This is a genomic window from Kitasatospora sp. NPDC089509 (assembly GCF_044749365.1).
GTDB lineage: Bacteria > Actinomycetota > Actinomycetes > Streptomycetales > Streptomycetaceae > Kitasatospora.
In genome coordinates this window covers 11,474-31,655 of the sequence record NZ_JBIVHS010000016.1, presented here as the reverse complement: position 1 = coordinate 31,655, position 20,182 = coordinate 11,474, and the positions used below count along the sequence as shown (strand labels likewise).

The 20,182-nt window shown below is 74.3% G+C and carries 18 protein-coding genes; 11 read left to right on the top strand and 7 right to left on the bottom strand.

Going from position 1 to position 20,182, the window contains the following annotated elements; translation table 11 throughout:
* Positions 1-64: 64 nt before the first annotated feature.
* The 4 genes from ACIP4P_RS28580 to ACIP4P_RS28565 are packed head-to-tail and all read right to left on the bottom strand — an operon-like array spanning position 65 to position 3,673.
* The gene (locus tag ACIP4P_RS28580; RefSeq protein ID WP_400923239.1) at positions 65-901 is read right to left on the bottom strand and encodes a ketose-bisphosphate aldolase; all 837 of its coding nucleotides are present in this window, start codon (positions 899-901) and stop codon (positions 65-67) included.
* On the bottom strand, positions 889-1,848 hold the full coding sequence (locus ACIP4P_RS28575; RefSeq protein WP_400923237.1) for a 1-phosphofructokinase family hexose kinase: 960 nt from the start codon (positions 1,846-1,848) through the stop codon (positions 889-891). Before ACIP4P_RS28575 ends, ACIP4P_RS28580 begins: the two co-directional genes overlap by 13 nt.
* Complete coding sequence (locus ACIP4P_RS28570; RefSeq protein WP_400923234.1) at positions 1,845-2,801, bottom strand: ROK family protein; 957 nt, start codon at positions 2,799-2,801, stop codon at positions 1,845-1,847. The genes ACIP4P_RS28575 and ACIP4P_RS28570 overlap by 4 nt, the downstream gene beginning before the upstream one ends.
* On the bottom strand, positions 2,798-3,673 hold the full coding sequence (locus ACIP4P_RS28565) for an SIS domain-containing protein (protein WP_400923232.1): 876 nt from the start codon (positions 3,671-3,673) through the stop codon (positions 2,798-2,800). Before ACIP4P_RS28565 ends, ACIP4P_RS28570 begins: the two co-directional genes overlap by 4 nt.
* A 228-nt stretch (positions 3,674-3,901) precedes the next feature.
* Here ACIP4P_RS28565 and ACIP4P_RS28560 point away from each other — a divergent pair, with 228 nt between their 5' ends.
* Entirely contained in the window at positions 3,902-4,984 is a 1,083-nt protein-coding gene (locus tag ACIP4P_RS28560) for a substrate-binding domain-containing protein (protein WP_400923230.1), read from the top strand.
* A 31-nt stretch (positions 4,985-5,015) separates the two neighbouring features.
* Here the strand turns inward: ACIP4P_RS28560 and ACIP4P_RS28555 are convergent, their stop codons facing one another.
* A complete protein-coding gene (locus tag ACIP4P_RS28555) occupies positions 5,016-5,414 on the bottom strand; it encodes a VOC family protein (RefSeq protein ID WP_400923228.1) in 399 nt (132 codons plus the stop codon).
* Positions 5,415-5,757: 343 nt separating this feature from the next.
* Between ACIP4P_RS28555 and ACIP4P_RS28550 the strand changes: the two genes are divergently transcribed.
* Positions 5,758-6,315, top strand: a complete 558-nt coding sequence (locus tag ACIP4P_RS28550; protein ID WP_400923226.1) for a DUF3291 domain-containing protein — start codon at positions 5,758-5,760, stop codon at positions 6,313-6,315.
* Positions 6,316-6,346: 31 nt separating this feature from the next.
* Here ACIP4P_RS28550 and ACIP4P_RS28545 read toward each other — a convergent pair whose 3' ends face one another.
* Both ACIP4P_RS28545 and ACIP4P_RS28540 read right to left on the bottom strand, forming a co-directional pair.
* Entirely contained in the window at positions 6,347-7,147 is an 801-nt protein-coding gene (locus ACIP4P_RS28545) for a sugar phosphate isomerase/epimerase family protein (protein WP_400923224.1), read from the bottom strand.
* An 11-nt stretch (positions 7,148-7,158) separates the two neighbouring features.
* On the bottom strand, positions 7,159-9,072 hold the full coding sequence (locus ACIP4P_RS28540; RefSeq protein WP_400923222.1) for a DUF2264 domain-containing protein: 1,914 nt from the start codon (positions 9,070-9,072) through the stop codon (positions 7,159-7,161).
* A gap of 322 nt (positions 9,073-9,394) precedes the next feature.
* Here ACIP4P_RS28540 and ACIP4P_RS28535 point away from each other — a divergent pair, with 322 nt between their 5' ends.
* The 9 genes from ACIP4P_RS28535 to ACIP4P_RS28495 all read left to right on the top strand — a co-directional run bounded on the left by ACIP4P_RS28535 (position 9,395) and on the right by ACIP4P_RS28495 (position 19,948).
* Positions 9,395-10,726: an ABC transporter substrate-binding protein gene (locus ACIP4P_RS28535; RefSeq protein ID WP_400923220.1), complete on the top strand. Its 1,332-nt coding sequence runs from the start codon at positions 9,395-9,397 to the stop codon at positions 10,724-10,726.
* Positions 10,723-11,682 carry a carbohydrate ABC transporter permease gene (locus ACIP4P_RS28530; protein ID WP_400923218.1) on the top strand — a complete coding sequence of 320 codons (960 nt, stop codon included), beginning with the start codon at positions 10,723-10,725 and terminating at the stop codon, positions 11,680-11,682. The genes ACIP4P_RS28535 and ACIP4P_RS28530 overlap by 4 nt, the downstream gene beginning before the upstream one ends.
* Entirely contained in the window at positions 11,679-12,563 is an 885-nt protein-coding gene (locus tag ACIP4P_RS28525) for a carbohydrate ABC transporter permease (protein ID WP_400923216.1), read from the top strand. The genes ACIP4P_RS28530 and ACIP4P_RS28525 overlap by 4 nt, the downstream gene beginning before the upstream one ends.
* Positions 12,564-12,679: 116 nt before the next feature.
* Entirely contained in the window at positions 12,680-13,660 is a 981-nt protein-coding gene (locus ACIP4P_RS28520) for a hydroxyacid dehydrogenase (protein WP_400923498.1), read from the top strand.
* 52 nt (positions 13,661-13,712) lie between these two features.
* The gene (locus ACIP4P_RS28515; RefSeq protein WP_400923214.1) at positions 13,713-14,864 is read left to right on the top strand and encodes a Gfo/Idh/MocA family protein; all 1,152 of its coding nucleotides are present in this window, start codon (positions 13,713-13,715) and stop codon (positions 14,862-14,864) included.
* Positions 14,864-16,012 (top strand): dihydrodipicolinate synthase family protein, encoded by a 1,149-nt coding sequence (locus ACIP4P_RS28510; protein WP_400923212.1) that lies wholly within the window; start codon positions 14,864-14,866, stop codon positions 16,010-16,012. The genes ACIP4P_RS28515 and ACIP4P_RS28510 overlap by 1 nt, the downstream gene beginning before the upstream one ends.
* Complete coding sequence (locus ACIP4P_RS28505) at positions 16,009-16,887, top strand: sugar phosphate isomerase/epimerase family protein (protein WP_400923210.1); 879 nt, start codon at positions 16,009-16,011, stop codon at positions 16,885-16,887. Before ACIP4P_RS28510 ends, ACIP4P_RS28505 begins: the two co-directional genes overlap by 4 nt.
* Complete coding sequence (locus tag ACIP4P_RS28500) at positions 16,884-17,984, top strand: glycerate kinase (RefSeq protein ID WP_400923208.1); 1,101 nt, start codon at positions 16,884-16,886, stop codon at positions 17,982-17,984. Before ACIP4P_RS28505 ends, ACIP4P_RS28500 begins: the two co-directional genes overlap by 4 nt.
* 59 nt (positions 17,985-18,043) lie before the next feature.
* Complete coding sequence (locus ACIP4P_RS28495; RefSeq protein WP_400923206.1) at positions 18,044-19,948, top strand: glycoside hydrolase family 27 protein; 1,905 nt, start codon at positions 18,044-18,046, stop codon at positions 19,946-19,948.
* Positions 19,949-20,182: the final 234 nt, after the last annotated feature.

Below are 20,182 nucleotides of genomic sequence, written 5' to 3'. Positions count from 1 at the left end.
CTGTGGGCGACCACGCCGCCGGGGCCCCTGCGGAGGGGCCCCGGCGGCGTGGGGTGTCGCGGGGTCAGGCGGTGCGGAGGAGGGTGAGGAGGCGGGTGACCTCGGCGGTGACCGCGTCGCGGCCGGCGCCGAGGTAGCGGCGGGTGTCGACCAGGTCCGGGTGGGCGTCGAGGAAGTCGCGGACGGCGGCGGTGAAGGCCTTGTTGAGGTGGGTGGCGATGTTGACCTTCGTCATGCCGTGCCGTACGGCGGCCGCGAGGTTGTCGTCGGCCACGCCGGAGGAGCCGTGCAGCACCAGCGGCACCGGGACGGCACGGTCGAGGGCGGCTATCAGGTCCAGGTCGAGGACGGCGTCCCGGGTCAGCATGGCGTGCGAGCTGCCGACCGCCACCGCGAGGGCGTCCACGCCGGTGCTCGCCACGAAGGCGGCGGCCTCGGCCGGGTCGGTGCGGGCTCCGGCGGCGTGGACGCCGTCCTTGCCGCCGACCTCGCCGAGCTCGGCCTCGACCCAGACGCCCTCCGCGTGGCAGCGGGAGACCACCTCGGCCGTGGCCCGGACGTTGTCCGCGTAGTCGAGCGTCGAGGCGTCGAACATGACGGAGGTGAAGCCGAGTCGGACGCCCTCGCCGACCAGTTCGACGGAGGTCACGTGGTCCAGGTGGACCGCGACCGGGACGGCGGCCGCCCGGGCGACGGCGAGCGCGGCCTGGCCGATCGGGGCCAGGGCGCCGTGGTAGCGCACGGCGTTCTCGCTGATCTGCAGGATCACCGGGGCTCCGGCCCGCTCCGCGCCGGCGACGATCGCCTCGGCGTGTTCCAGCTGGATGACGTTGAAGGCGCCGACGCCGTGCCGACTGCGGACGGCCGGGCCGACGATCGAACCGGTGGCTACGAGGGGCATGGTGCTCCTTCAGGGGCGGAGGGGGGCGCCGGGTACACCGGGTGGACCGTCACCCGGGGCAGCAGCCGCAGGTGGTCGGCCGGGTCGAAGCCGCCGGCGAGCGGGGCGAGGACGGTGGCCGCGGACAGGGCGACGGCCTGGGCCAGGCGTTCGGGCCAGGGGGTGCCGGCCACCAGGCCCGCGGTGAGGGCGGCGACGGCGGAGTCCCCGGCCCCGGTCGGGTTGCCGCGCACGTCCTGCGGGGGCCGGGCCCGCCAGTCGCCCTCGGGGCTGCTGAGCAGCAGTCCGCCGGGTCCGAGGGAGACGGCCACCGCCCGGGCACCGGCCGCGCGCAGCTTGCGGGCCCCGGTGAGCGGGGTGACCGGGCCTGCGGTGGCGACGAGTTCGGCCGCGTTGGGCTTGACCAGCGCCGGGCCGGCGGCCAGTCCGGCGAGCAGGGCCGGGCCCTGCGCGTCCAGGACGGCGGGGACGCCCGCCTCGGTCGCGAGGGTGATGAGGATGCCGTAGGCGTCCTCGGGGACACCGGCGGGCAGCGAGCCGGAGAGCACGACGGCCTCGGCGGTGCGCAGCAGCCGGCGGTAGCGGTCGGTGAAGTGGGACCACTCGTCGGCGCTGACGACCGGCCCGGGCTCCAGGTAGACGGTGGCGTCGCCGGCCGCCTGCTCGACGACGGTGACGGTGCGCCGGGTCGTTCCCCCGATCGGGACGAACTCCTCGCGCAGGCCGGCTTCGGCGAGGTCGGCGCGCAGTTGCCGCCCGGTGGCGCCGCCCGCGAAGCCGGTGGCGACGGTGTCGTGACCGAGCGCGGCGAGCACCCGGGCGACGTTGACCCCCTTGCCGCCGGCCCGCTCGGCCACCGCCGCGACCCGGTTGCTGCCGTGCGGGACCACCCGGTCGAGGCGGTAGGTGGTGTCGATGGCCGCGTTGAGCGTGACGGTGAAGATCACCGGGCACCTCCGGACGGGGAAGCGGCGTCGACGTCGAGGTCGAGGTCGAGGTCGAGGTCGACGGCGAGCAGTGCCGCGCCCAAGCACCCGGCCCGGTGGCCGAGTTCGGCCCGGACCAGGCGCGGCGCGGGCCGGAAGGTCAGCCGGTCGGCGAGCGCCCGGCGGAGCGGGCCGAGCAGGTCCTCGCCGGCCCGGGCCAGGCCGCCGCCGAGGACGATCCGTTCCGGGTCCAGCAGGGTGGTCGCGGCGGCCAGTCCGTCGGCCAGCGCGTCCACCGCCTCGACCCAGATCCGTACGGCCGTCTCCTCACCGTCGCCCAGCCCGCGGTGCACGGACTCGGCGGTGGCGTCGGGGCGGCCGGTGAGCCGGGCGTAGCGGCGGGCGAGGGCGGCGGCCGAGGCGACGGTCTCCAGGCAGCCCCGGTTGCCGCAGGCGCAGCGGTCGCCGTCGGGGCGGACGACCAGGTGGCCGAGTTCCCCGGCCGCGCCGATGGCGCCGGTGAGGGCCCGGCCTTCGTGCAGGACGGCGGCGGCGATGCCGGTGCCGACCGGGACGAAGAGGAAGGAGTCGCTGCCGCGGCCGGCGCCGAGCCTGGCCTCGGCGAGGCCGCCGGCCCGGACGTCGTGGCCGAACGCGACCGGCAGGCCCAGGTGTTCGGCCAGCCAGGGGCGGATCGGGACGTCCTGCCAGGCCAGGTTGACGGCGCGGAGGACCGTCCCGGTCCGCTCGTCGACCACGCCGGGGACGACGATTCCGGCGGCTCGGGGCGGGGTGTCGGCCTGGCGGGCGAGGTCGACGAGGGCGGTGGCGCAGCCGAGGACGGTGTCGATGACGGCGCCGGGGCCGCGCTCGGCGCGGGTGAGCCAGCGTTCGGACCGCAGGACGGTGCCGTCGTCGGCAACGACGGCACCCTTGATCTCGGTGCCGCCGACGTCGAGGGCGATGACGGTCACGGCTGGGCGAGGATGATCGAGCGGGTGAGGTTGCGGGGCTGGTCCGGGTCGACGCCCCGGGCCTCGGCCAGGGCGACGGCGAGGCGCTGGGCGCGGATCAGTTCGGCCATCGGGTCCAGGTCGGAGCCGGTGACGGCGGTCGCCCCGGTCGCCTCGACCTGGGCGAGCAGGCCGGCGGGCGGTTCGCCGAGGAACCAGACGACCCGGCCGGGGGCGCTGATGCTGACCGGGCCGTGCCGGTACTCCATGGCCGGGTAGGACTCGGTCCAACTGCCGGACGCTTCCCGGACCTTGAGGGCCGCCTCGTGGGCGAGGCCGGTGGTCCAGCCGGTGCCGAGGAAGGTGAACTGCTCGGCGTCGACCGCGCCCTCGGGCAGGTCCTGGCGCAGGGCCCGGGCCGCCTGCTCGGGCAGGTCGGTGGCGACGAGGCCGAGGTGGCCGCGGAGCAGGGCCAGGGTGGTGGTGGCGAAGCGGGTCTGCACGACGGACTTCTCGTCGGCGAAGGAGAGGTCGACGATCGTGTCGGCCGCGCCGGTGATCGGGGTGTCGAGGTCCCCGGTGATCGCCGTGGTCGGGGTGCCGGAGGTGCGGTGGAGGGCGTCGATCACCTCGGTGGTGGTGCCGGAGCGGGTGATCGCGAGCACCCGGTCGTAGCGGCGGGTGTGCGGGAAGGCGGAGGCGGCGAAGGCGTCGGTCTCGCCGAGGCCGGCCTCCTCGCGCAGGGCGGCGTAGGCCTGGGCGATGTAGAGGGAGGTCCCGCAGCCGAGGACGGCGACGCGCTCACCGGGCCGGGGCAGGCCTGCGGGCTTCAACTCCAGGGCCCGGGACCAGCATTCGGGCTGGCTGGCGATCTCCGCGGAAACGTATGACATGAAGACTCCTGCACAAAGTTGCAGCGTTCTGCTTGAAGATGAGCACAACATAGACCAATCAATCAGAAATGAACACAGGTGATCGAGTGGTCATCGCCTGCGATCACCGACACACAGAGGTCGCGACCAGGCCTTTGATCGAATTTCGATCGTGCGATACGATTCGATCGACATTCGGCCGACCATCGGACGCTGGTCGCCGGCCAGGAACGACCAGGAGGAGACCTCGTGGCCATCGCGGCGGAGGAGCGTCGGGCCCGAATCCTCGACGTGGTGCGCGAGTCGGGATCCGTACGGGTGACCGATCTCGCCGAGCGCCTCGGCATGCCCACCGTCACGGTCCGCCGGGACGTCGCGGCACTGGCCGACAGCGGCCTGCTCCAGCGCTCCCACGGCTCCGTCTCACTGCCGCAGGGCGCCGCCGGCCACCGCCGCCCCGGTGGCGCCGGCGCGGTCGTCGGCCTGCTGGTCCCGACCGTGGGCTCCTACTTCGACGAGATCATCGAAGGCGCGCGGTCGGCCGCGACGGCGGCCGGCGCCCGCCTGGTGCTCGGCATCTCCCCCTACGAGGCGCAGGACGACCGCGCCCAGGTGGAACGCATCCTCGGCTCCGGCGTCGACGGCCTGCTGTTCACCCCGAACTGGCGCCCCGGCACCCCGGACGAGGGCGACTGGCTCACCAAGCTCCCCGTCCCCACCGTGCTGGTCGAGCGCCGCGCGGCCGCCGGGGCGGTCGCCGCCGACCTCGACGCGGTGGTCTCCGACCACCGGCACGGCGTCCTGCTGGCCCTGCGCCACCTCGCGGCCCTGGGCCACCGGTCAGTGCTGCTCGCCGCCCGCAACGACACCTGGACCGCCCACGAGGTGCGGGCCGGCTACCAGGAGGCCGCCCGGCTGCTCGGCCTGGAGACCCACCCCGTCGTCGAGGTGCACCCCTGGGGCACCGACCCGATGGCCCCGGCCGACCCCGAGTGGCTCGCCGACCGGGTCGCCGAACACGCCGAACAGGGCGTGCGGGCCGTCCTGGTCCACAACGACCGGGACGCCATCCAGCTGCCCCAACTGCTGCGCGCCCGGGGCCTGCGGGTGCCCGACGACCTGGCCCTGATCTCCTACGACGACGTGTTCGCCTCGCTCACCACGCCCCCGCTCACCGCCGTGGCCCCGCCGAAGCAGGCCGTCGGCACCGTGGCCCTGGACCTCCTGCTGCGCCGTCTCTCCACCGGCGCCGACCTCCCGGCCCACCACATCGGCCTGCTGCCGTCCCTGGTCGTCCGCTCCTCCTGCGGCGCCCTGCCCACCCAGCGCTGACCCCGCCGGGCGCCAGCCACCGTCCTCGCGCTCAGACGTCGGCTTCGAGGGCGAAGGTGTTGCCGTCCGGGTCCCGGAACCAGGCGATGCGTCCGCCGCCGGCTCGGGCGGTGATGCCCCTGGCATCGTGCTCCACGCCGTCGTAGCGGGCGAAGTCGACGCCGGCGGCGGCGAGTTCGTCGACGACCTGATCGATGTCGTCGACGTACCAGACCGCCACCGTCGCCCGGCACGTCCCCGCGGTGACCGACTGGTACACGTTCAGCGCCGGGCCGCCGCCGGAGCCGTAGACCCGGCTGCCGTCGGGGACGGCGGCGCTGGGGCCGCTCCGCAACGCCCGTAGGCCCAGCTTTCCTTCGTAGAACGCGATCGCCCGCCGGATGTCGGACACGGCGACCGAAGCGCGCAAGTGGAACTCGCTCAAGGGCATGAGGCACCCTCCCACATGCGGAGTTCGCGTTCACGCACCTCGGCGGCCCGGCGAACGGGAGCCGACAGGACTCCCGGGTCTCCGCCGCACGCACCAGTAGGGTCACTGCTGTGAGCCGCCAGGACCGGTTGCTGCTGCGGCCGGTCAGCGGAGAGACGGGCGCACAGGCCGACCGAGGGGCCGTCGGAAGTGCCCAAGGGGCTTGTGCCAGAGGGCATTTGAGCAGGGAATTTGCAACTTCGACACCGGTCGGAGAAACGGCTACCGTCACCTGACCATCGGTGGTCGCCCACGGCCCACCGCATCGGGTCCACGCCAGGCAGCCCCCATCAGGGAGAGACGCATGCCCCAGCTTGCTCTGTACACGTTCGGCACCCTGAAGTCGCCGCTCGCCGATCCCGCGCCTCTCACGCGCGAGTTCCACGACAGCGCCGAGCCCATCTACCAGACCATCAGCGAGCACCCCGGCTACCTCGGTCACGCCGTGGCCGCCGAAGGCGCCCGGGGCACCCACTTCGAGCTGGACTGGGGCGCCTGGGGGACGTTCGCCGTGCCGACCTGGTACGGCAAGGGCCGCACGCCGGAGACCATGGCCTTCGCCGCGTCCCTCTCGCGCTGGACCGACCTGCGCCTCACCTTCGACGCCATCTACACCGGCCTGCACCGCGCGGCGCTGAACAGGCGTCACGACTGGTTCGAACGGACGGAACACCCGCCCTACGTGCTCTGGTGGGTCGCCGACGGCGAGGTACCCACCTGGCAGGACGGGGTCTCCCGGTTGGAGCGCCTGCACGGCGAGGGCTCCGCGCCGGACGCCTTCTCCTTCCGCCACGCGTTCGCGCCGGACGGGACTCCGGTCAGGGTCAAGGACCTCGCGCCGAAGGGCGGGGACGCTCACTGACGGGACGGGCCTGAACGACCGGATTCGCCTGTCAGACCGCTCGGTCGACCGACGGCGAACACCAGGACGTCAGTAACCGCGCCCCCCGCGCGAGAAGCGGCGGTAGCGGGGCCGCCGTCGGGTGCCAGGGCGCCTCGTACTCCCAGCAGACCCAGGCGCCCGGCGGCAGCAGCCGCAGGCAGTCGGCGATCGGCAGCCGGCCCGCGCCGAGCGCCAGCGGGGTGAGGTCGTCCGGGCCGGCGACGTCCTTGACCTGGACGTGGCCGAGCCGCCCGCCGAGCACGGTGTAGGTGTCGGCCGGGGTCTCCTCGGCCAGCCAGGTGTGCAGCAGGTCCCAGAGCGCGCCGGCCGCGTCGGGCGGGACGCCGTCGAGCAGGCGGGCCACATCGCGCCCGGCGCGGTGCGAGTCGTGGGTCTCCACCAGCACCCGGACGCCGAGCCGCCGGGCCTCCTCCGCGACCGCCGTCAACCGGCGCGCGGCGCGCCGGTCGGCCTCGGCCGCCGGGCCGTCGCCGCCGCGCGGGAAGACCCGGACGGCCGGGCAGCCCAGGTCGGCGGCGAGGCGTAGGGACGCCCGGAGCTCGTCCAGCACCGGCCGGTCGTCGCCGGGGGCGGCCACCCCGACGTAGCCGGCGAGCGCGATCGGGGCGATCCCGGCCGCTGCCAGGGTGGCCGCAGCGGTGCGGCGTTCGGCCGGCGTCATCGCCGGATGGACGGACTCGCCCTCGGCGCAACGCAGTTCGAGCCCGTTCCAGCCGGTGTCGGCGGCGAGTCGGGCGGCGGCGGGGAGGGGGAGCCCGGGCAGGCCCAGGGTGGAGAGGGCGAGCGGCATGGCGGCCTTCCTCAGACGGCGCGGACGGAGACGGAGCCGGCGGCGAGTTCGGCCCGCTGGACGCTGCCGTCCGGCCAGGCCACCGTCAGCCGGTGACCGTCCCGGGTCGGCTCGGCGCGCAGTCGGGGCTGTTCGTCGATCGCGACGGCCACTGCGGCGAGGCGGCCCACGGACACGAACAGGGACGCCCCCTCCCCCGTGGCCCCGGTCAGGACGGGCACCGCCGCGGCGGGCCCGAACGCCGTACCGCCCGGGACCGGTTCGACGGACGCCCGGGTGTAGCCGTGGGCCCCGCCCAGTTCGGCGCTCAGCCGACCGTCCGCGCGGACCCGGGCCGTCAGCCGTTCCGTACCGGCCTCGACACCCGCGCCGGCCACCGCCCAACCGGCCTCCCGCACCACGCTCCCGGGTTCGGCGCCGGCCACCAGGTGGGCGCGCACCTCGTGGTGGCCCCGGGTCAGGGTGAGCGAGGTGATGCCCACCCCGGTGAGCGGCTGCCCGCCGCTGCGGGGGCGGTGGGCCGAGGCGGCCCAGCCCGGGCCGGTGCCCAGCGGGCGGATCCGGCCGCGTTCGGTCGGCCGTCCGGCCACCACCAGGCCGAAGTGGTTGTCGGCCGGGCCGTCGTGGACGGGGGCGGTCGCGGTGGAGTGGGCGAGCCGGGCGTACAGCGGGTCGTCGGCGTGCACCTGGTCGGCGGGCTGGTCGTCGCTGCCGTGGTTGTGCAGCCGTACCAGGCCGTCGGCGGCGGTGGACTGGACCAGCCAGCCCGGCTGCGGCAACGGCACGACGGCGTCGGCCCGTTCGGCCGGGCCGGGCTCCTCGGTCGCGGTCCAGACCGGGTGGTCGGCGGGGAGCAGCAGGCCGAGGAAGCCCTTGCTGGCCCAGTAGGGGGAGGCCGGGCCGGAGTACTCCTGGACCAGCGGCGGGTACGCACCGTACCAGCCGAGCGGCAGCAGGCCGTCGGGGGTCACGGCGCCCCGGTCGAGGAAGTGGCGCAGCGTGCCGGAGGCGAGCCGGCGGGTGGTGCCGGGGCTGAGCGGGGTGTGGCCGGTGAGGGCGCCGGCCCACAGCGGGGCGGCGGCGGCGAACCGGTAGGTGAGTGAGCGGCCCTGGTGGACGGGGGCTCCGTCGGCGCCGAACAGCCGGGCGTAGCCGGTGAGATGGGCTTCGAGGCGGGCGCCGTAGCGGGCGAGGAGGGCGCGGTCGCGGGAGAGGTGGGCGTGCAGGACGGGGTAGAGGTGCAGGGCCCAGCCGTTGTAGTGGTCGAAGGCGCGCGGGCGGCCGTCGGTGTACCAGCCGTCGCCGAGGTACCAGCGGTCGATCCGGTCCAGGCCTCGGTCGACGGCCGCCCGGGCGGCTTCGGTCTCGATGCCCACCTCGGCGAGGAAGCCGCCGACGGTGAGCGGGAAGAGCCACCAGTTGTTGTCGACGGGGGTGTGCCGCAGGGCGCCGGCCAGCCAGTGGCCGGCGTGTTGGCGGACGGCGTCGTCGAGCCGGTCCCAGAGCCAGGGGCGGGTCAGCCGTAGGGCGAGGGCGATGGAGGCGGCCTCGACCATGGGTTGGGAGCGGTCGGTGACGGCGCCCCAGGACTCCGGGTCGCCGTCGGCGAGTTCGCGTTCCAGGGTGGGGTACCGGGTGCCGGCGTCGAGGCCGGCGGCGTAGCGCTCCAGCAGGCCGTGCGGGTCGGCGCCGTCGGCTCCGGCTACGCGGAGGGCGGCGAGCAGGAAGGTGCGGGCGTAGCCCTCCAGTCCGTCGGAGCGCGGTCCGGAGATGCTCGGGCGGGGGCCGGGGAGGTGGATGAGGCCCTGGCCGGGGCTGGCGTACGGGCGGACGGCGGCCAGCAGGCCGTCGGCGGCGGCCTCCCAGTGGGATCTGGTCCAGCCGGTGTACGGGCTGGTGCGGCGGTCCTCGGGGGGCAGGTGCATGGGGGATCCTTCGTCGGCCGGCTGACGCGCCGCCGAATCTAGGCAGATATCGATCACTCGTCAATGTTTCTGATCGAATGATCAATCGGGGAGATCGGCCGAGAACCTCCGGGGGCCCGGCCGATCGGCGATAGCAGCAGCTCAGCCAGGAGGAACCGGTCCTGACGACCGACCCTGGAGAGTTTCGGGAAATCTGGATCATTCGATCAAACGGTCTTGACGGCGATCGAATGCCGGGGTCAGGATGTCCCCGCCCCGCTCGGCCCGTGCCGAGCCCTCGGGTTCCCTCCGGCGTCTGCCACCTTCACCCTGGAGCTGAACCATGCTCTCCCCCACACCCCGCCGCAGAACTCCCCGGCTCACCGCCGCCGCCGTCATCGCCCTCTCCACCACCCTGCTGGCCGGCTGCGGCGGCAGCGGAGGCCACGACGGGCCCGCCGCCGACGGAAAGCCCGTCACCATCACCTTCTGGGGCTGGGCCAAGGGCACCAAGGAGGTGGTCGCCGCCTTCAACGCCTCCCACACCGACGTCCAGGTCTCCTTCGAGGAGATCCCCTCCGGCGTGGCCGGCGGCTACGCCAAGATCTCCAACGCGGTGAAGGCCGGCAACGCCCCGGACGTCTTCAACACCGAGTACCAGCAGTTGCCCGACTTCGTCAGCCAGGGCGCCGTCCAGGACATCGGCAAGCTCGTCCCGACCGAGCTCCGGAACAAGTACCTGCCGCAGGCCGTGGAGCTCACCACCCTCGGCGGCAAGACCTGGGCACTGCCGCTGGACGCCGCACCCCAGGCCTTCTACTACCGCAAGGACCTCTTCGAGCAGGCGGGTGTCACCGTCCCCAGGACCTGGGACGAATTCCGCACCGCCGCACAGAAGTTGAAGCAGGCGAACCCCGCGACCCGGATCGCCACCTTCTTCCCGGACGACCCCAGCCCCTTCGAGACCCTGGCCTGGCAGGGCGGCGCCCACTGGTTCGGCACCGCCGACGGCGCCTGGAAGGTCGACATCGACTCCCCCGCCACCCGGCACGTCGCCGACTACTGGCAGCAGCTGATCGACGACGACCTGGTCCGGGTCCAGCCCTCGTTCAGCCAGCAGTGGACCGCCTCCCTCCAGAAGGGCGAGACCGCCGGGTACGTGGGCGCCTCCTGGGGCGCCGGCGTGCTGAAGAGCTCGCTCCCGGACGCCTCCGGCAAGTGGGCCGTCGCCCCGGTGCCGACCTGGGACGGCACCCCGGCCAGCGGCATGCTCGGCGGCACCACCTTCGCCGTGTCCAAGGACAGCAAGAAGGCCGCGGCCGCCGTCGAGTTCTCCACCTGGGCCACCACCACGCCCGAGGGCATCAAGGCCCGGATCGCCTCCGGCACCTCCTCCGCCTACCCGGCCGCGCCCGACCTGGTCCCGACCGCCAAGGCCGCCTTCAACACCGACTTCTACGGCGGCCAGGACGTCTACGCGCTCTACGCCGACGCGGCCAAGTCGATCCGCACCGACTGGACCTGGGGCCCGACCATGGGCGCCACCAACAACTCCCTGAAGGACTCCTTCGCCAAGCTGACCGGCGGCGGCACCATCGCCCAGGCCGACGGTACGGCCCAGCAGGCCACCACCGCCGAGCTGAAGAACCGCGGGCTCAAGGTCGCCCAGGGATGACGACCGGCACCACCTCCACGGCGGACGACCGCCACGGCTCCGTCCGCGCCGCCACCGTCAGGCGGCGCGGACGGCTCGGGGCGCCCGTCCTGCTCCTCGGGCCCTTCCTGCTGCTGTTCACCGCCTGCACCCTCGTCCCGATCGGCTACGCCGTCTACCTGAGCCTGTTCACCGAACACCGCGACGGCCTCGGCTTCGGCGACGCCGAGACCGTCTTCACCGGCCTGGGCAACTACGCCCGCGCCCTCGGCGACGACGCCTTCCGCAACGGACTGGTCATCACGGCCGGCTACTGCCTGCTGTACATCCCGCTGATGGTCGGCCTCTCGCTCACCCTCGCGCTGCTGCTGGACTCCACGCTCGCCCGGGCCCGCCGGTTCTTCCAGCTGGCGCTGTTCCTGCCGCACGCCGTACCCGGCATCATCGCCGCGCTGGTCTGGATGTACCTGTACACCCCCGGCATCAGCCCGGTGGTCGACGCCCTCGGCTCGGCCGGCCTCCAACCGGACCTGCTCGGCCACCCGCTGCCCGCCGTCGTCAACATCGCGCTCTGGGAGTGGACCGGCTACAACATGGTCATCTTCTACGCCGCGCTGCAGGCCGTGCCGCGCGAGGTGCTGGAGGCGGCCGTGGTGGACGGTGCCGGGCCGCTGCGCACGGCGCTGGGCATCAAGGTCCCGCTGATCCGCGCCTCGATCGTGATGGTCGCGCTGTTCACCCTGATCGGCTCGCTCCAGCTGTTCACCGAACCGATGATCCTGCACGGCGTCGCCCCCGGCGTGATCAGCACCTGGACCCCCAACATGTACGGCTACACGGCGGCCTTCGACCGCAACGACTACAACCTCGCGGCCGCCTCCTCGGTCCTGCTCGCCCTGCTCGCGGCCGGCCTCTCCTTCGTGGTCACCCGCCTCACCGGCGGCTCGCGGCCGAAGCGCAAGGAGACCCCGGCATGACCGCGATCGCCCCTCCCCCGGGCAGCCCCGCACCGGCCCGCCGCCGCCCCTGGAGCCTCTCCAAGGCGGCCGTCAACGGCGCCCTGTTGCTCGCCACCGCCTACACCCTGCTGCCGCTCGGCTGGCTGCTCACCGCCGCCGCCAAGAACACCGGCGACCTGCTCGGCGGCGTGGCCCTGAGCCCCTCCCGCTGGCACCTGGGCGAGAACCTCCACCAACTCGCCACCACCGGCGACGGCATCTACTTCCGCTGGTACCTCAACTCCCTGCTCTACGCCGGGTTCGGAGCCCTGCTCTGCGCCCTGCTGTGCGTCGCGGCCGGCTACGCCTTCCACGTGTACGCCTTCCCCGGCAAGGAGAAGCTGTTCGGCCTGGTGCTGGTCGGCGTGCTCGTGCCGACCACCGCGCTCGCCCTGCCGATGTACCTGCTCGCCTCGAAGCTGCACCTGGTCAACACCTTCTGGGCGGTGTTCCTGCCCTCCCTGGTCAACCCCTTCGGCGTCTACCTCGCCCGGGTGTTCTGCGCGGGCTACCTGCCCGGCGAGGTGCTGGAGGCGGCCCGGATGGACGGCGCCGGCGAACTGCGCACCTTCCGGTCGATCGGGCTGCCGATGGTCATGCCGGGCTTCGTCACCGTCTTCCTGTTCCAGTTCACCGCGATCTGGAACAACTTCTTCCTGCCGCTGGTGATGCTCTCCGACAACCGGCTCTTCCCGGTCAGCCTCGGCCTCTACAGCTGGAACAGCCAGACCCGGGCCTTCCCCGAGTACTACCCGCTGGTGGTCACCGGCTCGCTGCTCGCCGTGCTCCCGCTGGTGGTCGCCTTCACCGTCCTCCAGCGCCACTGGAAGGCCGGACTGACGGCGGGGAGCGTCAAGTGAACCCCCGCGAAGCACAACACCCCACTGTCGAACGGGAGTCCCCGGTGCCCACCGCACCCGCCACACCGCCCGACCCGCCCGAGCACCGCACCCGCCGCCCCCGCGCGCTGCTCGCCATGGAACCCGGCCTGGTCGAGCGGCTGATCGACCCGGCCACCATGGCCCGGCTGACCGAACTCGCCGACCTCGACCCGGCCCTGGTCGCCGCCGACTTCGGCACACCCGCGGCCGCCACCGCACTGCGCGAGACCGAGGTGCTGATCAGCTCCTGGGGCTGCCCGCCGCTGGACGCCGCCGTCCTCGCCGCCGCACCCCGGCTGCGGGCCGTGGTGCACGCCGCCGGATCGGTCAAGCACCATGTCACCGAGGCCTGTTGGCGGCGCGGCCTGCGGATCAGCTCGGCCGCCGCGGCCAATGCGCTGCCCGTCGCCGAGTACACCGTCGCGGCCGTCCTGTTCGCCAACAAGCGGGTCCTGCAGCTGAGTTCCGCCTACCGGCGGCAGCGCGACCGGTTCGACTGGCAGTCCGCCCCCGAGGCCCCCGGCAACTACCGGCGCACCATCGGTGTCGTCGGCGCCTCCCGGATCGGGCGGCGGGTGCTGGAACTGCTACGCCCGTACGACCTCGACCTGCTCCTCCACGACCCGTACGTCGACCCGGAGCAGGCCGCCGCGCTCGGCGCCCGGGCGGTCGGACTGGACGAACTCTGCGCCGCCGCCGACGTGGTGAGCGTCCACGCCCCCGAACTGCCCGAGACCAGGCACCTGATCGACCGCGCCCGCCTGGCCGCGATGCGTGACGGCGCCACCCTGGTCAACACCGCCCGCGGCTCGCTGGTCGACCAGGACGCGCTCACCGCCGAACTCGTCACCGGACGCCTGAACGCCGTCCTGGACGTCACCGTGCCCGAGCACCTGCCCGCCGACTCCCCGCTGTACGAGCTGCCCAACGTCCTGCTCACCCCGCACGTGGCCGGTTCCCTCGGCGGCGAACTGCACCGGATGGCGGCCGCCGCGGCCGACGAGCTGGCCCGGTACGCCGCCGGCCTGCCCTTCGCCCACCCCGTGCTGCCCACCGACCTCCCCCGCACCGCCTGACCGACCCCGGCACCACCCCGTACCACCCCCGTACCACCAGAGGAGAACTCCCATGTCCCGCAAGGTCATCGGCATCGTGATGAACGGCGTCACCGGCCGGATGGGCTACCGCCAGCACCTCGTCCGCTCGATCCTCGCGATCCGCGAGCAGGGCGGCCTCCCGCTGCCGGACGGCCGGACCCTGTGGCCCGAGCCCATCCTGGTCGGCCGCAGCGAGGCCAAGCTGCGCGCCCTCGCCGAACGGCACGACCTGGCCCACTGGACCACGTCCCTCGACGAGGCCCTGGCCCACCCGCTCGCCGAGATCTACTTCGACGCCCAGGTGACCCAGGCCCGCGAGCCGGCCATCAAGGCCGCCATCGCGGCCGGCAAGCACGTCTACACCGAGAAGCCGACCGCCGAAACCCTGGACTCCGCCCTGGAGTTGGCCCGACTGGCCCGCGAGGCCGGGGTCGCCAACGGCGCCGTGCAGGACAAGCTCTTCCTGCCCGGCCTGCTCAAGCTCAAGCGCCTGGTGGACGGCGGCTTCTTCGGCCGGATCCTCTCGGTCCGCGGCGAGTTCGGCTACTGGGTCTTCGAGGGCGACTGGCAGCCCGCCCAGCGGCCGTCCTGGAACTACCGCGCCGAGGACGGCGGCGGCATGATCCTCGACATGTTCCCGCACTGGCGCTACGTGCTGGACAACCTGATCGCCCCGGTCCGCTCGGTCTACGCCCACACCGCCACCCACCTGCCGCAGCGCCACGACGAGCAGGGCCGCCCGTACGACGCCACCGCCGACGACGCCGCGTACGGCATCTTCGAGCTGGAGGGCGGCATCACCGCCCAGATCAACTCCTCCTGGGCGGTCCGGGTGGACCGCGACGAGCTGGTCGAGTTCCAGGTCGACGGCACCGAGGGCAGCGCCGTCGCCGGACTGCGCAACTGCCGTGTCCAGCACCGCGCCACCACCCCCAAGCCGGTCTGGAACCCCGACCTCCCGGTCACCGAGCCGTTCCGCGACCAGTGGCAACCGGTGCCCGACAACGACGAGTTCGACAACGGCTTCAAGGTGCAGTGGGAGCTGTTCCTGCGCCACGTCGCCACCGGCTCCCCGTACCACTGGGACCTGCTGGAGGGTGCCAAGGGCGTCCAGCTCGCCGAACTCGGCCTGCGCTCCGCCCGCGAGGGCCGCCGCCTCGACGTCCCCGCGCTGGAGCTGTGATGACGGAGATCCTGCTGCCCGGCCACGGACCGCTGCGCCTGCGCGACCCCGAGCCGCTCGACCTGCCCGCGCACCCGCCGCGCTCGCGCACCGCCTTCGCCGCCGCCCACGTGGTCGCCGACCCGCTCGGCGACAACGCCCCCGGCGCCCCGGCCGCCGTCGACTGGGACACCACCCTGGCCTTCCGCCACCACCTGTGGTCGCTCGGCCTCGGCGTCGCCGACGCCATGGACACCGCCCAGCGCGGCATGGGCCTGGACTGGCCCGCCACCCGCGAGCTGATCACCCGCTCCGGCGCCGAGGCCCGGGCCGTCGGAGGGCTGCTCGCCTGCGGGGTCGGCACCGACCAGCTCGCCTCCCCCGCTCCCTCGCTCCAGGAGGTCACGGCCGCCTACGAGGAGCAGCTCGCCGTCGTCGAGGCGGCCGGCGCCCGGCCGATCCTGATGGCCAGCCGGGCCCTCGCCGCCACCGCCACCGGCCCCGAGGACTACCTGACCGTCTACGGCGGACTGATCCGGCAGTCCGGCCGGCCGGTGATCCTGCACTGGCTCGGTGAGATGTTCGACCCGGCCCTGGCCGGGTACTGGGGCTCCACCGACCTCGACCGCGCCACGGCGACCGTGCTGGACCTGATCCACGCCCACGCCGACCGGATCGACGGCATCAAGGTCTCCCTGCTCGACGCCGACCGGGAGATCGCGCTGCGCCGCGCCCTGCCCGCCGGGGTGCGCCTCTACACCGGCGACGACTTCCACTACCCCGAGCTGATCAAGGGCGACGAACTGGGGCACAGCCACGCCCTGCTCGGCGTCTTCGACCCGCTCGCCCGCCGGGCCGCCGCCGCCCTGCACGCCCTGGACGCGGGCGACGTCGAACGCTACGACGCGCTACTCACCCCGACCGTGCCGCTCGCCCGGCACCTGTTCGGCGCGCCGACCTACCACTACAAGACCGGGATCGTCTTCCTCGCCTGGCTGACCGGGCACCAGGAGCACTTCACCATGGTCGCCGGTGCCCAGAGCGGCCGTTCCACCCGCCATCTGATCGAGCTGTTCCGGCTCGCCGACGCGGCCGGCCTGCTGCCCGACCCGGAGCTCGCGGCCGACCGGATGCGCGCCCACCTCCGGCTCGCGGGGGTGACCGCATGAGCAGGCTGTCGCTGAACCAGATCACCACCCGGGAGTGGAGCCTCGCCGAGGCCGTGGCGGGCTGCGTCGCGGCCGGGATCCCGGCGATCGGGCTGTGGCGCGACAAGGTCGCCGAGATCGGCGTCGCGCACGCCGCAAGGATCGTCCGCGAGGCCGGGCTCGCCGTCAGCAGCCTCTGCCGGGGCGGCTTCCTCACCGCCACCGGGCCGGAGGCCGCCCGGGCCGCGCTCGCCGACAACCTCGCCGCGCTGGAGGAGGCCGCCGAACTGGGCACCGACACCCTGGTGCTGGTGGTCGGCGGGCTGCCCGAGGGCAGCCGCGACCTCGCCGGTGCCCGGGTTCGGGTCGCCGAGCTGCTCGGCCTGCTCGCCCCGCACGCGGGCGACCTGGGCGTCCGGCTGGCGATCGAGCCGCTGCACCCGATGTTCTGCGCCGACCGCGCGGTGGTCTCCACCCTCGGCCAGGCCCTGGACCTCGCCGAGCCCTTCCCCGCCGAGCAGGTCGGCGTGGTGGTGGACAGCTACCACGTCTGGTGGGACCCGCAGCTCGACGCCCAGATCGAACGCGCCGGGCGCACCGGCCGGATCGCCGCCTACCAGGTCTGCGACTGGACGCTCCCGCTGCCCGCCGACGCCCTGTTGGGCCGCGGCCACGTCGGCGACGGCCACATCGACTTCGCCGCGCTCACCACGGCGGTCGGCGCGGCCGGCTACACCGGCTGGATCGAGGTCGAGATCTTCAACGAGCGAATCTGGCACACCCCCGGGGACCGCACCCTGGCCCTGCTCGCCGAACGCCACCGCGCCCACATCGAGCCGCACCTCACGCCGCACCTCGCCCCGGCGGCGGGCCCGGCCCCGGCGGACGGCCCGTGAAGGTCGTCCTCGCCCCGGACTCCTTCAAGGGCACCGCGGCGGCCGCCGAGGCGGCCACCGCCCTCGCCGTCGGCTGGCACTCCGTCCGGCCGCAGGACGAGCTGCTCACCCGGCCGATGGCCGACGGCGGCGAGGGCACCATGGCGGCCGTCGTCGCGGCCACCCCGGGGGCCGTCCTCCGCCGGGTGCGCGGCTGCACCGGACCGGACGGACGCCCCGTCACCGGCGCCTACGCCCTGCTGCCGGACGGCACCGCCCTGGTCGAACTGGCCGTCGCCAGCGGCCTGCCGCTGATGGCCGCCCCGGCCCCGCTCACCGCCACCACCCGCGGCACCGGGCAGCTGATCGCCGCGGCGCTCGCCGCCGGTGCCCGTCGGGTCACCGTCGCCCTCGGCGGCTCCGCCTCCACCGACGGCGGCGCCGGGCTGCTCACCGCGCTCGGCCTGCGCCTGCTGGACGGGCAGGGGGCCCAACTGCCCGACGGCGGGGCCGCCCTGGCCGGCGCGCGCCGGGCCGACGTGAGCCGGCTGCTCCCGCCGCCGCCCGGCGGGGTGCGGCTGCTCACCGACGTCACCAATCCGCTGCTCGGCCCGGACGGCGCCGCCGCCGTGTACGGCCCGCAGAAGGGCGCCGGACCGCGCGAGGTCCGGCTGCTGGAGGCGGGCCTGACCCGGCTGGCCGCGGTGCTCGGCGGCGACCCCGCGGCCCCCGGCGCCGGTGCGGCCGGTGGTACCGCCTACGGGCTGGCCGCCGTCTGGGACGCCGTCACCACCCCGGGCGCGGGCGCCGTCGCCGACCTGCTCCGGCTGGACGAGGCGCTCACCGGCGCCGACCTGGTGATCACCGGCGAAGGCCGGTTCGACGCCACTAGCCTGCGGGGCAAGGCCGTCGGCGAGGTCCTGCGCCGCACCCGCCGGGCCGGTCGGCCGACCGTGGTGATCGCCGGGGAGGCCGCCGAGCCCGCCGTGACCGCCACGGAGTCCGCCGACCCGGCGGTCCACACCCTGACCCGGCTGGCCGGATCGGCCGAGGCGGCCCGTAGCCGTCCGCTGCACTGGCTGCGCCGCGCGGGCGCCCTGCTGGCCGCCCGGTACTGACCGCACCATCGCCCTCCCGCACCACCTCCCTCCCCGCACCCCACTCTCAAGGAGCCCCCGTGCGCCGCACCACCCTGCCCGCACTCGCCGCCGCGGCCCTCGTCGCCGCGGCCGCGACGGTGACCACGCTGCCCGCGCAGCCGGCCGCCGCCGAGTCCGCCCCCGGCAACGTCGCCGACCACACCCTCCAGCCGACCCCCACGATGATCATCCGGCCGGGCAGCTGGCGGCAGACCAATGACGCCCTGGTCCGCGCCGACACCGACGCCGCCGTCGCCGACGGCCTGGCCGCCAAGGGCTGGAACACCGTCGCCGTCGACGACGACTGGATGATCAAGGACAACGGCCAGGACTGGAACGGCACCCAGGTCGTGCCCGCCGCCCAGCACGGCCGCGACGCGAACGGCAACCTGATCTCCTCCCCCAGCAAGTACCCCCAGGGCATCAAGGCCACCATCGACTACGTCCACGCCAAGGGCCTCAGGTTCGGCATCTACGAGGACGGCGGCGACCTCACCTGCGACGGCGGCTCCGGCAGCTACGGCCACTTCGCCCAGGACGCCGAGTACTTCGCCTCGCTGGGCGTCGACTACATCAAGATGGACTACTGCTACCCGCACGGCCGGACCTCCACCTCCGGCCTGCTGCTCACCACCGACCACGACGCCGACGTCGCGATCGACGCCTACCGCCAGGCCGCCCGGGCCATCGCCGCGGCCAACGCCGCCCACGGCACCCACATGGTCCTCAACTGCTCCGCCCCGGCCTACTTCAACTGGGACAACCGGAGCACCGGCTCCCCGGTCTTCCAGAAGGTCATGGCCGGCATCGGACTCTCCTCCCAGGAGTGGCGGATGGCCGCCGACGTCGGCGGGAACAACTGGTCCGCCGCCCTCACCAGCATCGACCAGACCGACGCCACCGCCGGCTACGCGAAGGCCGGCCACTTCAACGACCCGGACCAACTCGCCCTCGGCCAGAGCTCGATGACGGTCGCCCAGCAGCGCGCCCAGCTCAGCATGTGGGCGATGTACGCCGCGCCGCTGAACATCAAGCTGGCCGGCGCCGCCGCCTTCACCCCGCAGGTCGTCGCCGACGCGGGCAACACCGACGTCATCGCCGTCGACCAGGACCGCCTGGGCGTCCAGGCCACCCAGGTCTCCGGCGACGACGACACCGCCGTCTACGCCAAGCCGCTGGCCGACGGCGACCTCGCGGTGGCCCTGCTCAACCGCTCCGCCACCGCACGGACGATCTCCACCACCGGCGCCCAGGTCGGCACCTCGGCCTCCGGCTTCACCCTCAAGGACCTGTGGAGCAAGGCCGTCACCACCAGCTCCGGTGACATCGCCGCCACCGTCCCGGCCACCAGCGCGGTGCTCTACCGGCTGCACCCCGACGCCGGTGCGACGTACGCCGACTGGACCACCGCCCTGAACGCGACCTCGATCAGTGACGACGACGCGGCCACGGCCGGCGCCTTCGACCGCGCCGGGGACAGCTTCTCCTCCGACGCCCTGGCCGCAGCCGGTGTGACCCGCGGCTCCACCGTCGAGGCCGGCGGCCAGAGCTTCAGCTGGCCGGCCGGCGGCCCGGGGCAGTTCGACAGCATCGTCGCCCGTGGCCAGACCCTCGCCTACCCGACCGACAGCACCACCATCGGCTTCCTCGGCGCCTCCAGCGGCGGCGACGCCTCCGGGACGCTCACCCTCCACTACACCGACGGCACCAGCAGCCGCGCCACCCTCGGCTTCCCCAACTGGCTGACCGCCCACCCGACCGCCTTCGGCGACAGCACCGCGATCACCACCACCCACCGCGACACCCCGCACGGGCCCGACCGGTTCGGCAGCCGGTACGTGGTCTCCTACGCCTCGGTCACCGTGCCCGACAGCAAGACCCTCCAGTCGATCACCCTGCCCGACGACCCGGCCCTGCACCTCTTCTCGCTGACCGACTCCTGAGCCCCTGGGCCCCCGCCCTGACAGGGGGCCCAGGTTCCACCGACCCCCGGCCACCCCTGACACCGCCCGCACGCGGTGCGGCCGGGCCAGGAGGGCGGCACCGCTCCGGCGGTGCCGCCCTTCGTCGTCCCCGTCCCCGGGCCACGCCCGTCGGCCGGGCCCCGCACGACACGTCCGCCGGGTTCCCACGGGCATCCACCTCCGTCTTGCAGAGTTGTGTCCGGTTTTGTCACA